Annotated in this window: 20 protein-coding genes; 4 read left to right on the forward strand and 16 right to left on the reverse strand. The window is 37.5% G+C overall.

The window, feature by feature from the left end:
- Position 1: 1 nt before the first annotated feature.
- Entirely contained in the window at positions 2–775 is a 774-nt protein-coding gene (locus tag SanaruYs_RS03135) for an SDR family oxidoreductase (protein WP_127121045.1), read from the reverse strand.
- A 353-nt stretch (positions 776–1,128) separates the two neighbouring features.
- On the opposite strand from SanaruYs_RS03135, the gene cfa reads away from it, so the two are divergent.
- Positions 1,129–2,313, forward strand: a complete 1,185-nt coding sequence (gene cfa, locus SanaruYs_RS03140; RefSeq protein ID WP_127121046.1) for a cyclopropane fatty acyl phospholipid synthase — start codon at positions 1,129–1,131, stop codon at positions 2,311–2,313.
- Between the two features lie 79 nt (positions 2,314–2,392).
- Here the strand turns inward: cfa and SanaruYs_RS03145 are convergent, their stop codons facing one another.
- From SanaruYs_RS03145 to SanaruYs_RS03200, 12 genes are all read right to left on the reverse strand, one after another.
- Positions 2,393–3,565, reverse strand: coding sequence for a hypothetical protein (locus tag SanaruYs_RS03145; RefSeq protein ID WP_127121047.1), 1,173 nt, complete (start codon positions 3,563–3,565; stop codon positions 2,393–2,395).
- Between the two features lie 3 nt (positions 3,566–3,568).
- On the reverse strand, positions 3,569–4,309 hold the full coding sequence (locus SanaruYs_RS03150; RefSeq protein ID WP_127121048.1) for an ABC transporter ATP-binding protein: 741 nt from the start codon (positions 4,307–4,309) through the stop codon (positions 3,569–3,571).
- A 9-nt stretch (positions 4,310–4,318) separates the two neighbouring features.
- Positions 4,319–5,530 carry an ABC transporter permease gene (locus tag SanaruYs_RS03155; RefSeq protein ID WP_127121049.1) on the reverse strand — a complete coding sequence of 404 codons (1,212 nt, stop codon included), beginning with the start codon at positions 5,528–5,530 and terminating at the stop codon, positions 4,319–4,321.
- A gap of 4 nt (positions 5,531–5,534) precedes the next feature.
- A complete protein-coding gene (locus SanaruYs_RS03160) occupies positions 5,535–6,752 on the reverse strand; it encodes an ABC transporter permease (RefSeq protein ID WP_127121050.1) in 1,218 nt (405 codons plus the stop codon).
- Between the two features lie 11 nt (positions 6,753–6,763).
- Positions 6,764–7,483, reverse strand: a complete 720-nt coding sequence (locus SanaruYs_RS03165; RefSeq protein ID WP_246011822.1) for an outer membrane lipoprotein-sorting protein — start codon at positions 7,481–7,483, stop codon at positions 6,764–6,766.
- Positions 7,484–7,788: 305 nt separating this feature from the next.
- Complete coding sequence (locus SanaruYs_RS03170; protein ID WP_127121052.1) at positions 7,789–8,721, reverse strand: hypothetical protein; 933 nt, start codon at positions 8,719–8,721, stop codon at positions 7,789–7,791.
- Between the two features lie 32 nt (positions 8,722–8,753).
- Positions 8,754–9,017, reverse strand: a complete 264-nt coding sequence (locus SanaruYs_RS03175; protein WP_127121053.1) for a zinc ribbon domain-containing protein — start codon at positions 9,015–9,017, stop codon at positions 8,754–8,756.
- Between the two features lie 113 nt (positions 9,018–9,130).
- Positions 9,131–9,958 (reverse strand): universal stress protein, encoded by an 828-nt coding sequence (locus SanaruYs_RS03180; RefSeq protein WP_127121054.1) that lies wholly within the window; start codon positions 9,956–9,958, stop codon positions 9,131–9,133.
- A 49-nt stretch (positions 9,959–10,007) separates the two neighbouring features.
- Positions 10,008–10,850, reverse strand: a complete 843-nt coding sequence (locus SanaruYs_RS03185; protein WP_127121055.1) for a universal stress protein — start codon at positions 10,848–10,850, stop codon at positions 10,008–10,010.
- A 55-nt stretch (positions 10,851–10,905) separates the two neighbouring features.
- Positions 10,906–11,532, reverse strand: coding sequence for a hypothetical protein (locus tag SanaruYs_RS03190; protein ID WP_127121056.1), 627 nt, complete (start codon positions 11,530–11,532; stop codon positions 10,906–10,908).
- A gap of 16 nt (positions 11,533–11,548) precedes the next feature.
- On the reverse strand, positions 11,549–12,379 hold the full coding sequence (locus tag SanaruYs_RS03195) for a universal stress protein (RefSeq protein ID WP_127121057.1): 831 nt from the start codon (positions 12,377–12,379) through the stop codon (positions 11,549–11,551).
- A gap of 61 nt (positions 12,380–12,440) precedes the next feature.
- Positions 12,441–12,905, reverse strand: a complete 465-nt coding sequence (locus SanaruYs_RS03200) for a DUF2267 domain-containing protein (protein ID WP_160118571.1) — start codon at positions 12,903–12,905, stop codon at positions 12,441–12,443.
- 301 nt (positions 12,906–13,206) lie between these two features.
- Here SanaruYs_RS03200 and SanaruYs_RS03205 point away from each other — a divergent pair, with 301 nt between their 5' ends.
- Together SanaruYs_RS03205 and SanaruYs_RS03210 are read left to right on the forward strand one after the other, a co-directional pair.
- Positions 13,207–13,743: a hypothetical protein gene (locus tag SanaruYs_RS03205; protein WP_127121059.1), complete on the forward strand. Its 537-nt coding sequence runs from the start codon at positions 13,207–13,209 to the stop codon at positions 13,741–13,743.
- Positions 13,730–14,398, forward strand: coding sequence for a BON domain-containing protein (locus SanaruYs_RS03210; RefSeq protein ID WP_127121060.1), 669 nt, complete (start codon positions 13,730–13,732; stop codon positions 14,396–14,398). Before SanaruYs_RS03205 ends, SanaruYs_RS03210 begins: the two co-directional genes overlap by 14 nt.
- Positions 14,399–14,862: 464 nt before the next feature.
- On the opposite strand, the gene SanaruYs_RS03220 is transcribed toward SanaruYs_RS03210, so the two are convergent.
- Both SanaruYs_RS03220 and SanaruYs_RS03225 read right to left on the reverse strand, forming a co-directional pair.
- A complete protein-coding gene (locus tag SanaruYs_RS03220; protein WP_127121061.1) occupies positions 14,863–15,198 on the reverse strand; it encodes a type II toxin-antitoxin system PemK/MazF family toxin in 336 nt (111 codons plus the stop codon).
- The gene (locus SanaruYs_RS03225) at positions 15,195–15,488 is read right to left on the reverse strand and encodes an AbrB/MazE/SpoVT family DNA-binding domain-containing protein (protein ID WP_127121062.1); all 294 of its coding nucleotides are present in this window, start codon (positions 15,486–15,488) and stop codon (positions 15,195–15,197) included. The genes SanaruYs_RS03220 and SanaruYs_RS03225 overlap by 4 nt, the downstream gene beginning before the upstream one ends.
- A 704-nt stretch (positions 15,489–16,192) precedes the next feature.
- Here SanaruYs_RS03225 and SanaruYs_RS03230 point away from each other — a divergent pair.
- Entirely contained in the window at positions 16,193–16,849 is a 657-nt protein-coding gene (locus SanaruYs_RS03230) for a ribonucleotide reductase barrel domain-containing protein (RefSeq protein ID WP_246011823.1), read from the forward strand.
- A 110-nt stretch (positions 16,850–16,959) separates the two neighbouring features.
- Here the strand turns inward: SanaruYs_RS03230 and SanaruYs_RS03235 are convergent, their stop codons facing one another.
- Complete coding sequence (locus SanaruYs_RS03235; protein ID WP_127121063.1) at positions 16,960–18,996, reverse strand: tetratricopeptide repeat-containing sensor histidine kinase; 2,037 nt, start codon at positions 18,994–18,996, stop codon at positions 16,960–16,962.
- Positions 18,997–19,147 lie beyond the last annotated feature (151 nt).

Here is a 19,147-nt window from a genome sequence, read left to right on the forward strand (position 1 = left end):
ATTAATAGCCTGTCCAACCACCATCTGCAACAACTACTGAAGCGTTTAAAAAGCTCGCATCATCAGATGCCAAAAAAACAGCAAGGTTAGCTACCTCCCGGGGTTGACTGGTTCTTGGGTTTAAAGCCATTCCAGGTGAAATTCTATCGTTAAATATTTCAACGGCTGGCAGTTTAGAAAAATCCATACCTTTCACTATGTCAGTGTCCATGGCACCGGGTGCAATTGCATTACAGCGGATCCCAGATTTACTATACAGGTATCCTGTATTTTTGCTAAGCCCTATAAGGGCGTGTTTGCTTGTTGTATAAGCAGCACCTGCACGTCCTCCTTGAAGGCCACCTATAGAAGCAATGTTTAAAATTACACCAGCACCTTTTGCCAACATAATTTTTAGTACACCTCTCATTGCCCTCATGGGGCCATCCACATTGATCTTCATGACTCGCTCCCATTTTGCATCCGTAACATAACCTACAGGGCTGAAGTCATCCATAACCCCCGCATTGTTTACCAGAATATCAACCGTGCCATATTGATCCACGGCAGCTTTGATCATAGCATCAACATCACTTTCAAGGCTAATGTCACCTTTAAACACTGCAATGGGTAAACTTTTAGAAGATATTTCTTTTTTAAATTCCTTTAGTGTCTCTTCATTGTAATCGGTAGCCAGCACTTTAGCGCCATGCAGAGCAAATTGAATGGCTATTGCTTTACCCAAACCAGCTGCAGCACCCGTTACTATGGCCACTTTATTATCCAGTTGTTTCATTGAATTATTCTTTATTACCTACTACTTTTTTAGCATAAGAATTGACCTTTGCCAGTCAATGGTTCAATCATAATTCAACATAGGAATAATCAACTTATATCAGTATGATAATGGTCATCTGGAGCAAGTGGTATTTATCATCTTAAAAAACAGCTTATCCCTTTATGTTTTTTTAAGTACTCAAACTAGTCAGGCTTGTCCGATTAAACCTTAAAACCATGTGTTAGTCAATATAGACATGCATGATAATAATTGAATCTTCTTGTGATTATTCTCACTGGTCAAAAACTTTGGATAAATTATTTTTAGCCAGGTTAAAGTATTTCACACACTGGTCAATAAATCTCATTTTTATGAAAAAGGATATTGGATTTCAGGATGAAGTATTGGATAAAATTGATGTCGATTCAGGTCAACAACAGTCCGCTTCATCGTATAAGCGAAGAGTGATTGAGTTATTTGAACACGCAGGTATTACCGTAAATGGTAAACAGGATTATGACATTCAAGTAAAAGATGAGCGGTTTTATCAACGTGTACTTGCGCAGGGATCCTTAGGCTTGGGAGAGTCATTTGTTGATGAGTGGTGGGATTGTAACAAGCTTGATGTACTTTTTGCAAAAATTAGTCAGGCTAAACTTAATCATTACGCCCCACACAATGTAAAGCTGTGGTTGGCTTCACTTGAAGCTAAACTATTTAACTTTCAATTACCCGAAACAGCTTTAGATAATGCATCATTCCATTATAATATTGGCAACGATCTCTTCATGGCTATGCTTGACAAGCGGCTTACCTATACTTGTGGCTATTGGAAAAATGCTTTAACATTAGATGAAGCACAGGAAGCGAAACTAGAACTTACCTGTCAAAAACTTCATCTAGAAAAAGGTATGCGGGTGCTTGACATTGGTTGTGGTTGGGGAAGCTTTGCCCGTTATGCAGCAGAAAAATATGCTGTTAATGTTACAGGAATAACCTTATCCAGTGAGCAGGTAAAACTTGGTCAACAATTATGCTCAGATTTACCTATCACCCTGGAGTTAAAAGATTACCGCGACATTCGTGATAAATATGACCGGATTGTTTCGCTCGGTATGTTAGAGCATGTTGGTTCTAAAAATTACAATACGTACTTTCAGGTGGTAGCGGATTGTCTGGAGAAAGATGGTCTTTTCTTATTACATACGATTGGTAATAATATTTCCTCCCCTGGCACTGACCCTTGGCTGGATAAGTATATTTTCCCAAACTCACACATCCCTGCTCTGACGGAAATCCTGCCAGCCTTTGAAAATTATTTTGTGCTCGAGGACTTGCACAATTTTGGTGGCGATTATGATACCACACTCCTAGCCTGGCATAAAAACGTTAGTAAACATTATGATGGATTACGGAAGAACTATACCAAGCGTTTTTTCAGAATTTGGAAATACTACTTACTAAGTTGCGCGGGCCTTTTCAGGGCTCGCCAACTTCAATTATGGCAAATGGTCTTCACGAAGGGAAGACCAGGGGTATACTTGTCAGTAAGATAGAAAATCTATAATGAATAAATACTGCGCAGGAGAATCACGATGGCTGATTTCAAACCATCGTTACGAGATTTTTATTAGCCTAAAAGTTCCACTTTAAACGAAGATAAACACGATGCATAATGCTATTAAAACCATTTGTCTGACCAATAAAAAAAGATTGCCAAACAAGATCGAAATCAATGTTTGCAGCCAGATTGTATTTAATAGCAGGCAAAGCAAACACCAGATCAGTGCCCGGTGCATAGATGAGTGAAAAATTACCTGATAATAATGGCGTAATTTCTTTTGAAATGATGGCAGCAACATTCCATTTTGTAGGCATTAGGTTTTGCGGTGAACTTTGGAAATTTATAAGATTCCAATTAACCAAAGATTTATCAGTTCCAGTACTATTTATCAGTATGCCTATATTGGTGTACCACCCTCTTTCGAAAACGTAGTCCGCTTCCAGCACAGCATTCAACTGTTCTTTATTACTTTTATTCCTTGCAAAATACTGGAGTTCTCCTTTAAAGCCTGCTTCATTTACACTTCCGGACCACCCCATACCGATGGTAGCCATTTCCTGATAAATACCTGCTGAGAATTGAAAATCATAATTTGATACATTGGTAAAATACTTGATGGCAGCCACTGAATTGCCAATCCGTTCACTCGCTGCTATAGCCATTTCAAAGTTCGACATTCCAGATACATGATAGCGAAATTTCATAGCATCTCGTCCTGGTCTTTCTTCATAATCAAAATCAAGAAAATTATAGGTATTGAAAATATCATTCGGGTTCCAAAGTGTACCAATGCCCCAATTAATTCGCTGACGGCCGAAACGCACTTCCCATTTTTCAGCCGTATACTCCAACCAAAGTCGATCAATATTTGTTTGCAGTACCATACTCTCTTCCTCTATCCAGAAAATGGACATATTTACAGCCTCGTGGTTGTTACGGATGAGTGTAGAAAAATTAGGTATTAAACGAATCTCTTCACCCCAGAATAAGCGTGTTCGAAATTCTGCGGCAGCCCTTATTTCTTTGGTAGCTTGCCACTTAATATTAAGACGATTATGAATCAGGTTACCAGTAGTCAGACTATCATAATTTCTATCAAAGGTAAGGGATTGGATATCCTTGAGATAACCTCTCACTTGCCACTTCCTTTCAATGGTAATACTGTCGTTGTTTTGAGCAAGAATAATGTTGATATAGCTTAAGGATAATAAGCTTACGCATACCAACATTAATGTAGCTTTCATGTACTACAATTTTAATTTATCTACCTCATGCGGAACATTAGTTTCAACACGCGCTGTATCGGAATGGATTTGTCCATCTACTAGCGTAATCACTCTTCTGGCCCTTTCAATAACGCGTGCATCATGTGTAGAGAATATGAAAGTTATTTTTTCCTCTACATTTAATTTAGCCATCACATCTAAAAGGTTGGCAGCTGATTTAGAATCGAGATTGGCTGTTGGCTCATCAGCGAGCACAAACTGAGGCTTAGACGCCAGAGCCCTTGCTACGGCAACTCGCTGTTGCTGCCCCCCTGAAAGCTGCGCTGGCCGCGTATTAACTTTATCTTCAAGTCCTATTTGATGAAACAGAATTTTTACGCGCTCAGCAATCTCTGTTTTTTTTCGGTGCTGTAACTGCATGATTAGCTCAACATTTTCTTTGGCGGTAAGAACAGGTATGAGGTTGAAAGACTGAAACACAAAGCCTATGTTGTGCAATCTAAAATCAATCAGCTTGTTAGCTGGTAATTTTGTTATGTCTACACCATTGATATGAATAATGCCCTTATCTGGCTTATCCAAACCACCAAGCAAGTTCAGAAGCGTAGTTTTCCCTGAGCCTGAGGGCCCAACTAAAGCAGTAAACTCACCTCTCTCTAAGTGCAGGTGTACATCATCCACCGCTAGTACCGGAATGGTTTCAGGGTTAAATGTCCTACTGACTTTGTGCGCGTCAATAACTGTGCTCGTGCTCGTATTCATATTATTATTTTATTGTCTTAATGCATCAGCAGGTTGAAGTTTAATAGCCTTTAAAGAAGGGAAGATCGCGGCAAGTAATGCCGTGCTGATTACAATCATCATTACCATTAACAGGCTGGATGATGGAAATTCAGGAAATATCATGCTACTAAAACCAAATCCTGACATTGCTGCCCCTGAAAATGACGATATATCAATACCCACTTCTTGAAAATAAGCTAATGTTATCCAGGAAAGGAATAAACCAAGGGGTACACCCACCAGGGTGAGCATTACTGTTTCTAAAAGTATGAGCAGAAATACCCTTGGCCGGTTCATACCCAGCGCTGTCAGCATCCCAATTTCCCTTGTCCGTTCCAGCACAGACATTAGCATAGTGTTGATAATTCCAAAAGCCAGCGCTATCATAATGATAACTATGATGATTGCTGAATATTGATCAAGTGTACTTACCATTAAGTCCGTTTCTGGTGAGCATTCTCTCCAGCTTTCAACGACATATTGTGGAAACTGAGATTGAAGCGTAAGCTTAACCTGTTCGACATCTTCATCACGATGCAGGCGTATGGCCACTTCATGGCAGGTTTGCTTTAAACCCAAGTATGTGTTAAGTGTTTGTTGGTTTACAAATATGTTTAATTCATCTATAGCAGCATTAATCGTTTGGTAAATGCCAACGATGCGGAAAGCACCTGCTACCATGTTACTTTCTTGATCTGTAAAAGTGAGCACTACTTTAGAACCAAGTTTTACTTTAAGTTTATCCGCTAACTTTTTTCCAATTAGCAGGTGACTTTTTGTTTCCTCATTTAAAATTTGCCCCTCAATAATCTTAGTATTTAGGCTAGACACTAACACCTCGTCTGCAGGCTTTATACCATTAATTTGTACACCAGCGCTTCCTGTAGCAGTTGATAACATACCCTGTGTTACCGCTCGGTAAGCGATAGACTGAATACCTTGAACACTACGTAAAGAATCTTTAAGGAGGTTTTCATCCATAACCAAGGCAGGATCAAAGTCATCCTTAAAATTTTTATGATGAATTTGAATGTGTGATACTTCGCTATCAATAACGGTACGTACCCTGGAGCGCATCATACCTGCGTAAAGCCCTAGAACAAACAGGCCTGCAAATAATCCAATGGCTACAGATGTCAGGATTATAAAACTCCTTGACCTATTACGCCAAATATTACGCCATGCCAATGACAAATTCATAGTATTATTTTTTCATTGCTTTTACAGGATTAAGCCTTGCTACTTTGACTATTGGATATAAGGCCAGTAATAAACTTAGTACTAGTATTATCAGTCCTTGTTTGATGAAGATACTTGCCTCTATTGAAGTTGGAAAGATGGGCTCAAAACCGAAGTCAGCGTAAGCTTTGGCAAACTCCCCTGTAAATTGTATTGGATACACATACAAATAGTAAACAATAGGAATACTAAAGATAATTCCTAAAATACACCCGCTGAATACTGTCATTATTGATTCAAACATTAAAAGTTGCATTAAGGTCTTTTTTTTCATTCCGATTGCCACCATCATACCCATTTCATACTTCCTCTCTACCATCATCATCAGCAATGTGCCTAAAATACCAAAGCAGATAAGTAAGTATAATATGCCTTGTATAATAAGCATGCTTCCTTTATCAGTATTGATATGCTGGATCACTTCCGGCATCATTTCCTCCCATGTCATTGCTTCATAATTACTACCAATGGTTGCTTGTATATGTTGGGCTGTTTCACGAAGTAAGGATGGATTTTCCAGGGATAGCACATAACTGGTCAGCATGCCCTCAGCACTATATAATGTTTGTGCAGTAGGGAGTGCAAGAAACAATACCTGATTATTCAGATCTGGTGAACCAAATTTGAGAATGCCCGCAACCATATACTTACCTGCCGCCATGGCACCATGAAAGCCTTGCCCTATTAATACAATCGTATCTTGAATATTTATTCTTAATCGCTTGGCAAGCCCCTGTCCTACTAATACCCCCAAATCATTATCGTTTAGGTAATTGCCAGCAACAAGTTTGCTGCTCAAATTCGTAATACTATTTTCGCTTTCTGGTGAGATGCCAACAACCATGCAACCTTTCGTAAATTCATTCGAAGATGCTAAAGCAAACGATTCGACACGAGGTGCTACCGCTTTGACGTTTGCTTGCTGCAGTATTTTATTTTCCAGTAAGGTAGTGCTTTCAAAAGTATTATCCAGAATTCGTTCATTCCAGTAGCCTTGTTTGTGCACTTGAATATATCCACTGTAAAAACTGACAACGTTCTTGACAAGGTTATCGAATACGCCCTCTTGCAAACTACTGGTAAGTACAGCCAGTATCACAGCAAAGAAAATAGCAGCCATGGATATGGCAGTTCGATTTCTGTTTCGCCACATATTTTTCCAGGAAAATTTCAGTAGCCACATATAAGTAACGATCAGTTTAACGATCGCATTTTATCAAGCGTGAAAAACGAATCGTCTATTGGACGATTAAATAATACCTTTTTATATATAATTTCTGTTTTTTGATTATTCTTTCCTGATGGAATCATCTCTATTCTGGTCGGAATTAAACGCCCATCCATTTCTGTGATATCATAGGCGTTCATGGTGTTAATCAACTCACCTTCTTCATCATAAAAGCGGCAATGAAGTTCTAATAGATCTTTTTTATCAATGAATACGATCAATTTGCCCCAAACAACTGCCGCATCCTGTTTCGGAATCATTTGAATGATATAACAACTTCTCTTTTGAAAAAGGGTATCTCCTATCAATGTGTGCTCATAATCTTCAACAACCGATGATTCCTTTACCAAATCATCATTTGTAAAATCTGTACCCATCCAGGATTGACTCATCATAGATGGCGGTAGTTTAATTGAACGTTCTAGCGTAGGCAACCAGTTCCACACCTCTTTCTTACGCTTTAGAAACACAATCCCTTTATCCTTAACAGGTGATAGAATCAAAATAATAGCAAAATCATTTCCTTTCATCCAGGCTTTGAGGCTCATTTCCCGAGTCCAGGTAGCGCGCATGGTCTTAATAATCATTTCTGATTGTGAAGTATTTCCTCGCATTCTATTATCTGCTTGCTTTACAATATCTTTAGCGTCCTGTGCTGAAACATACTGGCTTATACATGAAATCATTACAGCTGCTATGCAAAATATTTTGGGATAAGTCATATAAGAAATAATGTTCGGTTTGTAAACCCGATTAAATATATTCTTAAATGCTGTTCGAAGAACTGACAATAATCAGTTAGCCACGATGAGAGATATCACTCAATGAAATACTAAGTTCCCGTTATTAGATCAGATAAAATATCATAAAAAAAAGATTCATTTATTACATTCTTTTTTGAATATCATTGAATGAGTGCTGATCATATTATGAAAATCTTAAGCGCTATTCAGTATGAAGAATGGTATAATCGAAGTAGTAATACTAACTTTCAATAATCGATTCCAAAATGTTTCATTACTCTCAAAGCCCTGAGTGTATTCCATCTGCTTGGTTTGCCAGCTTTTTCCATCTTGAAGTGCACCTGTCCGGCATGAGCCGTGGCCATATTCCAAGTTCCCTCCTTATTTCTTTTTGATTTAAGAATACCTAATGCGGCTTCCATTCTGTTATCCCATTTAATTCCAGCATATTGAAAAAAATCCATTGCTCGAAGAATATCATACCTCCATCTGCACGGGAAAGTTAGTTTCAAAAAATCCTTATTAATAATTTGACCGCTTCTGTCAGACAGAAATAACTGATGTAACAATATAAACGCTAATGCGCTTTCATTTGCGCGTAGGATTTCATCTTTTCTATAAGTGTAGCCTGCTTTTTGAAATTCCGTCAAACCTTCCAGCACTGATAGTGAAGTATGTAAAGAACTATGTTTAGCTCCACTTCTTGTTGTTCTACAGTTAAATCCTCCATCTGGCATAATTTGATCTAAAATACTGTCAATAATGGAATGCAACTTCTTTTCAGGTGTACTGAAATAGGAAGCATAATTTAAAAACATACCGTTTGCACAAACATCAATATACCGGGTTGTGGATGGTCCCAATGGAATTCCCCCATCATCGGCTTTACCATTTTGCAAAACAAGTTCAATTGCTTCTTTGGCAATTTTGTTGTTTGATGGGCAATTTAAATTGCGAAGATCAAGTAATGTGTAAAAAGTAGAGGTCCATTTCGGCTGATAGAATGCAGCGCCCCAATGACCATCTGAATTACGTTTCGACAGGAATTTCAGACCCCATCCTTCATTCGCTATCCTGTTCTGTAGTTTCTTTTTGTTTACTCCCAACAAATCACGCCAGACTTGATATTGTATAGAAACATCTCCTTCCAATAACCAGTCTAGTATTTGTTGTTTGTCCATTTACTTTTTTTATAAAAGATGTATTGGCGTAATCATTTCCATCGCTCAAGTTTTGGAATTGATCGGGTAGCCAACCAGGCATAGAAACCGTAGATTCCGTCTTTTTTCATTTCCTGTATGCAAAACTTCTGCATCTTTTCTGCACTATCAATTTCAGATGGCGTTAGAAATTCACCATTCTTATAGCACATTGAGCAAAACTTTTTGCTTCTCGTTCCGTCTTTTTCGGACCCCCCGCCCTTTTTATCTTTCTTTAATGGAAATCCGCAGCTCTGGCAAAATTTATATTCTTTCATTGTTATAAATGTTATTAATGGTATTTATAATCAGAGCTAACAACAGGTATCAATAGCATGCATTGTTTCAAGCTATGAATATGCTAGAGATTAAGGATTTAATAATCCCGGAATCAGCTAAGTACAAGTACCGGAGTATCAAAATGTTTAATCAAATCTTCTGCCACACAATGTGAAAATATGTATCCTACACGGTCGTGACGTGTAATCGCAATAAGATCAGCTTGAATTTTATCAGCAAATTGGTTAATAGCCCACTCTTCATCTGTGTTTTCTACTAGATTAATTGTAAAGGGTTTGTCAGGATACTTGGCTTTAAGTTTATTTAGTAATGTATAAGCTTGCTCTGTGGTGACTGACTGACTCTCGAGATTTACAAAAAGTATATGCACTTTTGCAGACCACGATTTGCTTAGCTTCAGCAAAATTCCTAATGCCGTAGATGGATCCTCTACAAAAGTAGAGGCAAAAACAATATTCTGAAATTTGAATTTACCTACTGGTTTTTTTAGCACTAAAACTGGAACTGTAGTGTGCTTTATGATACTTTGCGTATTAGACCCGATAACGAGCTCACGAATTCCAGTTTTGCCATGCGAACCCATGACGATAAATTGAATCTTGTAAGGTTTAATGTAATCTTCAATTTGATCATTGCCCTTATCAAAGACCAATACTTGCTTCCCCTCAACACCTTGGCGTTCTGCTTGTATAACCAACTCATTAAGCTTGGTGCGAGCTTCAGCAACTTCTTTATTTACTTTATTTTTGGTGAGCACATTTCCCGGAACATGCAACTCATCATCCGGTTCAGCAAGCAAGTGTAAAAAGTGGATTGTAGCATCCATTTTTGCAGCCAATTCTATAGCTACTGTTGCTGCTTGTTGCGCACATACAGAAAAATCTGTAGGCACTAGTATATTTTTTATTTCACTATTCATAGCTCAATTATTATGATTATTATTAAATCTGTTTAACATTCTTTGCATGCTATCTTTCACGCAAGGAGCAGGTCCAGACAGGAGCTGTGCCATGATTCACTACATCTTCTGCAATACTCCCTGTTAGTAAATGGAAAAGTCCTCTTCTACCATGCGTAGCCATGGCGATTAAGTCTGCCTTAACCTCTTTGGCAAAACTTAATATACCCTCCATTTCATTGATATCAGTACGTTTGTTTAATGTATAATGTTCTAAATGATAGTGTTGAACATAATTCTCCAGGGCTTCCTGCAAGTCCTTATCACGTTTGAAATCTTCAGGTGTATTGATCACAATTACATGTAACATGGCACTGAAAAAGCTTTGTAATTCTTTTACCTTTTTTATTAATGCCGTCTGATTTAGATCAAGTGTAGTGGCAAATACGATATTCTTAATTTTTTCAATTGGTATACAAGTACGGACAGCGACTACTGGAACATGAGCATGCCTGACAATTTTTTCCGTATTTGACCCTACCAGATATTCTTTAAGGCCACTAACCCCGTGTGTGCCCATCACCACAATGTCCGGTTTCTGTAAATCTATTTCTTGCTGTAACATAGGTGTAACAGCTCCAAAAGGGTTAACAAAGAGCAAGTCTCGATGCCCTTCGCCATACGTTGATTTAAGCGATTCAAATTTTTCTTTGGCATACTTCTCCAATTCCTTAATGAAAGATGGATCAAAAGTATAAGGTTGCATACCAAATGTACTCTCATAAAAAATTGGCAGATCGATAACGTGTACAACAATCACTTTCCCTTCACTTTTTTTTGCCAGTTTTACAGCAAACTTAAAAGCTTCAATAGAAGGATCAGAAAAATCGCAAGGCACTACTATCTTTTTCATCTGTTGAATTGTTTATAGTTTAAAATTTATGGATATGACCCAAGATCTGGTCACATTAAATCTTTCGGATTATCCTGAGCGTGTGTCTATACACTTCTTTTATCTTGTCTTTAACCTGCCCCATTTTTTCGCTTTCTTCACCAATTTGCTCTCTTATGTTTGCTGCTATGCCTTCAACTTTCTTACGAGCCTGTAAAAGACCTTCTTTCACTTCATCCTTTAGCTCAAAATTTTTTAATCCAAACTTGAGCCACAGTATTTCCATTTTAAGCTTATACTTTTCTATCTCGTGCGAGAGATAATTAACAGAAGCACTCCTTTCTAACCAATCTTTAAGTTCATGCTCAACCTCTTCAAGAGCTTGCGCTATTTTTTTTTGCTGATTTGTAAATATGATTTTGTTATTAACTTTACCATCGTTCAATGAACTTATCAAGTCATCTAGTTTTTTCCTGGCTGGTATTGGTAATGCATCCTTAACTTCATCTCTTATCAACTTCTTAAACTCTTGTATCGCATGCCTTAAATCCTGCTTGATCTCTTCAAACTTATCTTTTGCTTCAGCTTTTCCCAACGATAGTTGGAGCAATAATTCATCAATCTCCTGCTGTGCTGTTAGTAGGCTATCAGCAATCCTCTTTAATAATTTCGTATTATTGGAATTTCTTACCTTGGTTTCCATAGGCTTGTAACTATTGTCATTTTTTTAATAAAAAACTCATTATTGGTATATCTGATTTTAAAAGAAGAGTTTCCGCTATGCCCAACGCATAGGTCTTTTTGGAACGATGCCAATGTGTAGTCAGAGCAATTACATCCGCCTGTATTGATTTAGCTACCCTCATAATTCCGGCTTCCTTACTTTCAGCATTTGTAATATGCAATTTGAAAGGTATTTCACCTTCTACCTGCAAACACTGTTGAATCAATTTCAAAATCACTTCATCGACTTTAAAATCCTGTTTTGTATTTACATATATTAAATGAACGGTGCCTTTAAAATAATTCGAAAACTCCACTAATGTGTTTATAATAGGCCTTACAGCTTCATCAAATGAAGAAGCAAAAACTATCGTCTTTAAGGGGACTGGAATATATTTCTTTTTAACAAAAAGTACAGGACAGGGCGCGAAGCGAAGAACTCGCTGTGCAGTCGATCCGATAGCTGGTTTTTTTGTTTCACCAAGTCCATAAGCACCCATTACAATGAGATCCGATTGGTGGGCCTCAGGAAACTGGACTATCTGTTCAAACGGAACATCACCTTCTAAATAGGTTCTTACTTTAATGCCTTTGAAAAGTGGCATCTGTGCAAAGTTTAATAATTTTGCCTCTCCTGTCATAAGCATTTTTCTCTGCTTAGGGTCACTCATTTTTATTTCTGTAGGTAATTGATTCCAACCTGGTGTCAAATCAGTTATGTGTAGCAGTTGAATTGATGCCTTTAACTTTTTAGCAATTATGACTGCTGTTTCTGCAGCTTTCATGGAAATGTCTGAAAAGTCCGTTGGCACTAAAATGTTTTTCATGATCTTATGTATTTTAATACCTTGTTAATTCTTACTAATGTTTTTTTTAATCACCATTACATTAGTTTTGAGTCTGGAATCTTGGCTTGATCAATTCCATCATCTCCTCTTTTACTGGTGAAGGAAAAATGGCAATAACATGCCGCATTTCTCCAAAAGAAACGTAGTTGCTTAAAGTTTTCATTACAGCTTTTAAGGCAACAATAGCTTCATCCCTACCAGAGAAATCTCGCCATGCAGCCAAACCGTCCTGCCTGATTATCTCATCCGAGAGATCATAAATACTAAAGACGGGCTGAGTATCTTTAACAGGCTTCCATCCATCTACGTAAACTGCCTTTAAAGCCATAGGTAGCTGTGATATCAAATCTATTGATTCACTAACACTTAGCTTTGATCGAATAGCTCGAAATACACTTCTTAAAATTCGGCTAGCGTATTCTCTTCCCTTATTCCCTAATTCATGATCTAGAGAATTGATAAACTCATTACCCTTGGCAACAAATTTTTCAAAATCGAGTGGCATATAATATTTTTTTAAAAGTTTTATCTCTGAGGATAAATGCATGAGACTTTACTTAAATATGAACTATTAAAAATAAATATGCGATGAGGAATGTCGATAAGTCTGATGATATCAGTCAAGGTTCTTAGATAGATATTAGAAAATCCTTTTTTAACTAGCAATCTCTTTCCATTAAAGTATTGGATTGATAATAAAAATCAGCAACCTATTAGATACTTGTCATGTTCAAAAAAGAAGTAAAGCTTTAGATTGGATGCTACAACATCAAAACAAATCAGCAATTAATTGAACAAGCTCACTTATGAAATTTATATTTAAAATATTCATCGTGCTGCTCATTCTTGGCGCAGTCAGCGTATTGTTTTATTCCTGGTATTTGTCTAAATATTCTATGGATGAAGTAAAAGAATTTGATGTAAATACCCGTGAACAAAGTAATCACATTCTTATTGCCTCTCAGGGAAGCAAGTTTAAGGATGAGGTAGTAGCACAAGTAATCCAACAGTTACCTGCAGGTTATGCTTATATAAAAGTAATTGATGTTAAATCTTTAACAGATATTAAGGAAGAAAATTGGGATGTAATTGTAATTCTGCATACATGGGAATATGCTAAGCCTCCTGACGCTGTAAAGTCCTTTGTTGACAACATCGATGATAAGAATAAGTTGGTTATGATTAGCACGTCTGGAAGAGGTACATACCTTATCAAAGATGTAGACGGGATCAGTTCAGCCTCCCAATTGGATGAAATCACTAACATCTCAAATGAAATAGTTCAACGAATTCAGAATATACTTAAAAAAAAACCTGAAAATATAAATAATGAAAACAAATGAAGAACTACGTCAGGACGTACTAGCTGAAATACAAATGGAGCCACTTACAAGCCCCATAGCTACGCAAATTGGCGTAGCTACTAAAGAAGGTGTGGTTACCTTATCTGGTTTAGTTGATACTTATGGGCAGAAACTCGCTGCCGAGCAGGCCGCGCAGCGCGTTGCTGGAGTAGCGGTTGTGGCTGTCGATCTGGAGGTAAAATTACTGCATGAACATCAGCGTAACGACACTGAAATTGCTGAGGCTGCTATGAATGCGCTTAAATGGCATAGTGCTGTAAATGAAGATGCCATTGAGATTAAGGTAGACAATGGATGGGTCTACTTGGATGGAGTTGTAGAATTTGATTATTTAAAAAAGGCCGCTGAAATTGGCTTACGAAATCTAACTGGCATACGTGGTATCAGCAATAGAATCGTTGTGAAACCGGATGTGGTAGCATCAAAAGATATAAAAATTTCAATTACCAAAGCCTTACACCGCAGTGCCGCGGTAGATGCTGCCAACATTCACGTTGACGTAGTTGGTAGTAAAGTAAAACTTACTGGAAAAGTAAGGTCTTTGGCTGAAAAAACTGATGCTGAAAATGCATCCTGGTCCATGCCAGGTGTACAAGAAGTTGAAAACAAAGTACAAGTTGACACAGAGTTATAATTCCCCAGTGGGAAAGTGGCTATAATGGTTAACTGTTCCTCGACCAAGAAGAAGAAACGATTCTGAAAATAGTAATCGGCACTGTTCCGGCAAACTTGCTTAAGTCAGTAAAGAGTGACAAGGGTCAATCAATCCGCTGTTATTTAAATTTTACCCTGAAAATGATCATTTTTAAGCTATTTCAAGGTATCTGATAGATTCCACTCCCGATGCAAAAAAACGTCAAATTGCAAAAATCCTTTGCTTTATCCCGATTTTTTCCCGTTCGGTTTGAAAGCCTTAAAATTCGATTTTTTAAAAGAATATTAGCAATCTGGAAGCTGCCCTCTACTCACGCTAGTCCTAAAATTCGTTCGACCGGAACATATATCAGGTCTCCCTGGAAGATATTTGCTTTGAAGCCATATCTAAAACCATGGTTATGAAGAAATTTTCTAACCATCATCTCCGGCATAGTTTTTTTATTAAAGCAAATCCAGTACTTTAATCAGTCCTAGTTTGACCTCCTCCATTTCCTTTGTTGACAGAGACCCCAGGTACTTAACAAATCTTTCTTTAGAAATTGATTTAACTTGAAAGCAATCAGCGACACTTTCTTTTAAAATACCATTGACCTTTGACGGATTTAGGGGTACATGCCAATCTCGAATTGACCGGACTGCATCTGTAATAGGAACTACAACTTTTAATTGAAGAGCTCCCATGCTATCATGATTTACAATTACTGCAGGTCTTACTTTATCGATTTCTTGTCCAACTTTTGGAGCAAAATCAACTAACCATACTTCGCCATGCTTCATTCTTCAAGGATGTCAAGATCAACATCTGAAAAATTGTTAGAACTCTTAGCATAGTAGTTTATAGTTTCAGGATCATTAGCCTGGGATTCTATTCTCTTGTAGAGAGCAGCTTTGTTCTTCCTCAATTTTTCGATGGCTTTTTGAAAATTCGTATTCTGGACTGCTGAGCGTATCAATATCCCATCGTCTGTTTCTTCAATTATAACCTTTTCGAGTTTGTATTTTTTAACCATTTCCGAAGGTAAAATAACGGCCTTGCTATTTCCTACCGATGTTAATGTTTTAATCATATTCAAATATACGAATAAAGTTATAACATTGTTATAACAATCTAATGCTTTTTGTAAGTCATTGATTTATAGCTGAATGAGCCAAATTTGGCCTTATCCCATCGCAGCAACACCCATTGTGCAGGCCGCGCTTCCCTCCCACTTCCAAAGCCTACCCAAAGAGTGTCACTGCCCCGTGCCTTCGCTGAAGCTACGGCAGACAGGCCAGCCCGGTGGGGTGATTGATGAAGATGGGTTACTAATCCAGCGCGCTAAAAAACTTTTTATGAAGATTTCGGTAGAGCCCGGAGCCAAAGCTACATAACATAACGCAAGTACATTATATAACTCCCGCCTTGCTAAGTTCCTGACGCACAGTTCTATAATTATATTATGTTAACCATCCCAGTGTTCCGGTCATATTATTTTTAGGATACAGGTTATTCAATTTTTAGGACAAATGAGAACAGTAAAGATTATGGCATGAAAAGTACAAAGGAGGTTTATTAATTAGTCTCTTGACTTTGAGACTGGACTTGATTCTGAGCTCTCTCGGTTTAAGGATCTTAGATTTTAATACGGCTATACTATTAAGGCTTGCGATAAATCTCTACCTACAACAATGCTGGTCATCATACAAAAACTGTAAGGCGCATAACTTTCGTTTCAGCTTTTGGAAGCAAGAAAAGAATAGCTAAGGTTTTTCAACATTAGATTTTCGGGATATGATCTATCCAATTAAAAATAATGATCCAGCGCTTTCTGAGAATGCCATGCGACTTCTGCAAAGCCGCTATTTACGTAAAGGTGTGGATGGCCTTAGCCTCGAAACACCTGACGACATGTTTCGCAGGGTAGCCAAAGCAGTGGCACAGGCTGAATTAAGCTGGGGTGGTTTACAAGAGGTTAAACAATGGGAGGATGCATTTTATACAACCATGCGTCACTTATTTTTTTTACCCAACTCCCCTACACTCATGAATGCAGGCACTACCGCAAATCAATTGAGTGCTTGTTTTGTACTGCCAATACAAGATAGTCTCGAAAATATTTTTGACATGCTTAAATGGACTACACTGATACAACAAAGCGGTGGTGGCACCGGCTTCAATTTTTCGAATCTCAGGCCTAAAGACACATACCTTAATAAAACAAGTGGTACCGCTTCAGGGCCGCTTTCTTTTATAAAAATTTTTGATGCTGCCACTGAGTATATCAAACAAGGGGGCAAACGAAGAGGCGCCAATATGGGCATACTGTCTATTACACATCCGGATATCGAAGCGTTTATCACCAGTAAACTCACCCCTGTTTTCTGTCCTCACGAACCAACACTTATCTTACCCAAAACTACATCTCCACTTAATCAAAAATCCGGCTAACTAAGGTCACGATACACACGCTCGCAAGTATTTAACATACGCGACTACTGGGTAGTAACTGTTTATACAATTGGTTCGTAGAGACACGAGTCAAGGTGTGGGGGTCGTTATTAAATAGATGACGTAATCGTTGGTAACTCAATTGCAAAGGTTGTTCCTTTACCTGGAGTACTTTCAACTGAAATATCACCCTTATTTAACTTTACAAAGTCGTAAACCAGATTCAGACCTAAGCCTGTCCCCTTTTCGCCCTCTGTTCCTCGTGTTGTCTTATTTTCGTTTACTTCAAATATTTCTGTCAATTTATTTTCGGGAATACCCACACCACTATCCTGAATTTTAATGGCAACCAAATCACTAATTTTTTCAGCCGAAAGTATAATGGTTCCACCGGATGGCGTAAATTTTAGAGCATTGCTGGTTAAATTCCGAAGTATGGTCATGAAACTATTTCGATCAGCCCACGCTGTAATATTTACATCTGCCTTAAGTTCTACCTGAATATGTTTTGATAGGGCTTGAAGCTCAATAAAAGTCAGATTCTCCTTTAAACATTCATGAATATTCAAGACCTGCGGATTATAAGGCATCATCCCCTCTTCTTTTAATGCCCATGTTATTAAGTTGTTGAGTAACGTTGTAAGTTGATTCCCTGCTTTTTTTAGAAGACCTATCATATCATTGAGTTCGCGATCATCATGAGCTTGATATTTTTGATGGAGATGCAAACTGATTAATTCAAACATTCCAAAAAAAGTATTAACCGGACTTCTGAGGTCGTGTGATATTATGGAAAAAAATCTTGTCTTAGCGTTATTCAATTTAACCAACTCATCTCTGTGTGATTTTATTTCCTCGTTTTTTGCAATCAGTGCCAGATTGGATTTTTTCTTTACTTTATAGAATTGGTATAGGATAACTAACAGGGTTAATAATATTGCAACCCCACCAAAAGATGTATACTGGACAATCCGCTCTCGCTTTAGTTCATCCAGTATAGCCACTTTCTCCATTTCAATCGAGTCTCTTTCAATTTGAAATTTAAATTCAGCTTCTTTTAGATCCAGTTCCCTTGTCTGTTCTTCATTAATCAAACGGTCTGACAATTCTTTGTACCGTACATGAGCTAGATATGCCGCTTTATAATTACCCGCCTTTTCCTCAATTAAAGCAAGGCCTTTTAAACCTTCATTTAAGTTTGATAATAATTTTGCTTCTTCTGAAAGCTTTATTCCTTCTAAAATATACTTCCTTGCATTTATTAAGTCATCGGTCATAATATAAGCGAGGCCAATACCGATAAGAGGATAAGTCATAGACCCTTTATCTCCAAGTTCTTGGTAAACTGAAAGTGCTTTAAAATAATATTCCTGGCCTAGATTGTAGTCTTTAATGTGGTCGACATAAACAACACCAATGTTATGATAGTTTCTGGCAACATCTGCTTTATTTCCAATAGCTAGATTTATTTCCAGACATTTTTTGTAGTAGTCTAACGCTTTTTGAAAATCCTGTTGAGCCACATAAACTATTCCTATGTTATTATAGCTTACTGCAATTTGACGTTGATCGCCTGATTCAATTCGTAATTCAAGACCTTTGGTATAATATTCAAGTGCTTTAGAATATTCCTTTTGTGCATAATAGATAATGCCAATATTGTTTAAGCTTGACGCGACTCGATTCTTGTCTCCAAAGCTCTCTCGCAATTTTAATGCCTGTAAATGATGATCAAGAGATTCTGTGTAGTTACCCATATTTCTATTGGCATCTCCAAGTCCATTGTGTGCATTGGCCTGTCCTTTCAAATATGTTGACGCAACTGAAATGTTAAGAACCTTACTGAAAATGTCAAGTGCTTCAGTATTATGCCCGAACACCATTGTTACCCAACCGATGGCGTAATAGGCATCCGCAACTCCTTCTGTATATTTTATTTTTTCAGCAAGTGAAATTGCCTGGTTGGCATATTTGGCTGTATTGATCGAATCATAGCTTAAGTATTGGAATGCAGTCTGATTCAACGCATCGACTTTCTCTTTTTCAGGAATGTTGGCTCTAAGTAATGAGTCAATTTCAAGATTTTGAGCAAATAAGTTAAAGCTAGTAATAACTAAGAGTATTAATACTGGTAAAAACTTGTGCATTGCAATGATTTAAGTTCAAGTGAATTGCAATTAAGGATTATCAAGTAAAGAAGTAAAGAATTAAAGAAATATCAATAGTATTTCAAATATAAATAAATTAACCACTGCTTGGTTCATTGCTTTACTAAAGTATAAGTGAAATTAGATTTGA

It is taken from the genome of Chryseotalea sanaruensis (assembly GCF_003990915.1).
Lineage (GTDB): Bacteria > Bacteroidota > Bacteroidia > Cytophagales > Cyclobacteriaceae > Chryseotalea > Chryseotalea sanaruensis.

Excerpts from the sequence above, each read along its gene's own strand:
- SanaruYs_RS03135 (WP_127121045.1), bottom strand. The coding sequence starts at position 775 with ATGAAACAACTGGATAATAAAGTGGCCATAGTAACGGGTGCTGCAGCT.
- cfa (WP_127121046.1), top strand. The coding sequence starts at position 1,129 with ATGAAAAAGGATATTGGATTTCAGGATGAAGTATTGGATAAAATTGAT.
- SanaruYs_RS03145 (WP_127121047.1), bottom strand. The coding sequence starts at position 3,565 with ATGAAAGCTACATTAATGTTGGTATGCGTAAGCTTATTATCCTTAAGC.
- SanaruYs_RS03150 (WP_127121048.1), bottom strand. The coding sequence starts at position 4,309 with ATGAATACGAGCACGAGCACAGTTATTGACGCGCACAAAGTCAGTAGG.
- SanaruYs_RS03155 (WP_127121049.1), bottom strand. The coding sequence starts at position 5,530 with ATGAATTTGTCATTGGCATGGCGTAATATTTGGCGTAATAGGTCAAGG.
- SanaruYs_RS03160 (WP_127121050.1), bottom strand. The coding sequence starts at position 6,752 with ATGTGGCTACTGAAATTTTCCTGGAAAAATATGTGGCGAAACAGAAAT.
- SanaruYs_RS03165 (WP_246011822.1), bottom strand. The coding sequence starts at position 7,483 with ATGATTTCATGTATAAGCCAGTATGTTTCAGCACAGGACGCTAAAGAT.
- SanaruYs_RS03170 (WP_127121052.1), bottom strand. The coding sequence starts at position 8,721 with ATGGACAAACAACAAATACTAGACTGGTTATTGGAAGGAGATGTTTCT.
- SanaruYs_RS03175 (WP_127121053.1), bottom strand. The coding sequence starts at position 9,017 with ATGAAAGAATATAAATTTTGCCAGAGCTGCGGATTTCCATTAAAGAAA.
- SanaruYs_RS03180 (WP_127121054.1), bottom strand. The coding sequence starts at position 9,958 with ATGAATAGTGAAATAAAAAATATACTAGTGCCTACAGATTTTTCTGTA.
- SanaruYs_RS03185 (WP_127121055.1), bottom strand. The coding sequence starts at position 10,850 with ATGAAAAAGATAGTAGTGCCTTGCGATTTTTCTGATCCTTCTATTGAA.
- SanaruYs_RS03190 (WP_127121056.1), bottom strand. The coding sequence starts at position 11,532 with ATGGAAACCAAGGTAAGAAATTCCAATAATACGAAATTATTAAAGAGG.
- SanaruYs_RS03195 (WP_127121057.1), bottom strand. The coding sequence starts at position 12,379 with ATGAAAAACATTTTAGTGCCAACGGACTTTTCAGACATTTCCATGAAA.
- SanaruYs_RS03200 (WP_160118571.1), bottom strand. The coding sequence starts at position 12,905 with ATGCCACTCGATTTTGAAAAATTTGTTGCCAAGGGTAATGAGTTTATC.
- SanaruYs_RS03205 (WP_127121059.1), top strand. The coding sequence starts at position 13,207 with ATGAAATTTATATTTAAAATATTCATCGTGCTGCTCATTCTTGGCGCA.
- SanaruYs_RS03210 (WP_127121060.1), top strand. The coding sequence starts at position 13,730 with ATGAAAACAAATGAAGAACTACGTCAGGACGTACTAGCTGAAATACAA.
- SanaruYs_RS03220 (WP_127121061.1), bottom strand. The coding sequence starts at position 15,198 with ATGAAGCATGGCGAAGTATGGTTAGTTGATTTTGCTCCAAAAGTTGGA.
- SanaruYs_RS03225 (WP_127121062.1), bottom strand. The coding sequence starts at position 15,488 with ATGATTAAAACATTAACATCGGTAGGAAATAGCAAGGCCGTTATTTTA.
- SanaruYs_RS03230 (WP_246011823.1), top strand. The coding sequence starts at position 16,193 with ATGATCTATCCAATTAAAAATAATGATCCAGCGCTTTCTGAGAATGCC.
- SanaruYs_RS03235 (WP_127121063.1), bottom strand. The coding sequence starts at position 18,996 with ATGCACAAGTTTTTACCAGTATTAATACTCTTAGTTATTACTAGCTTT.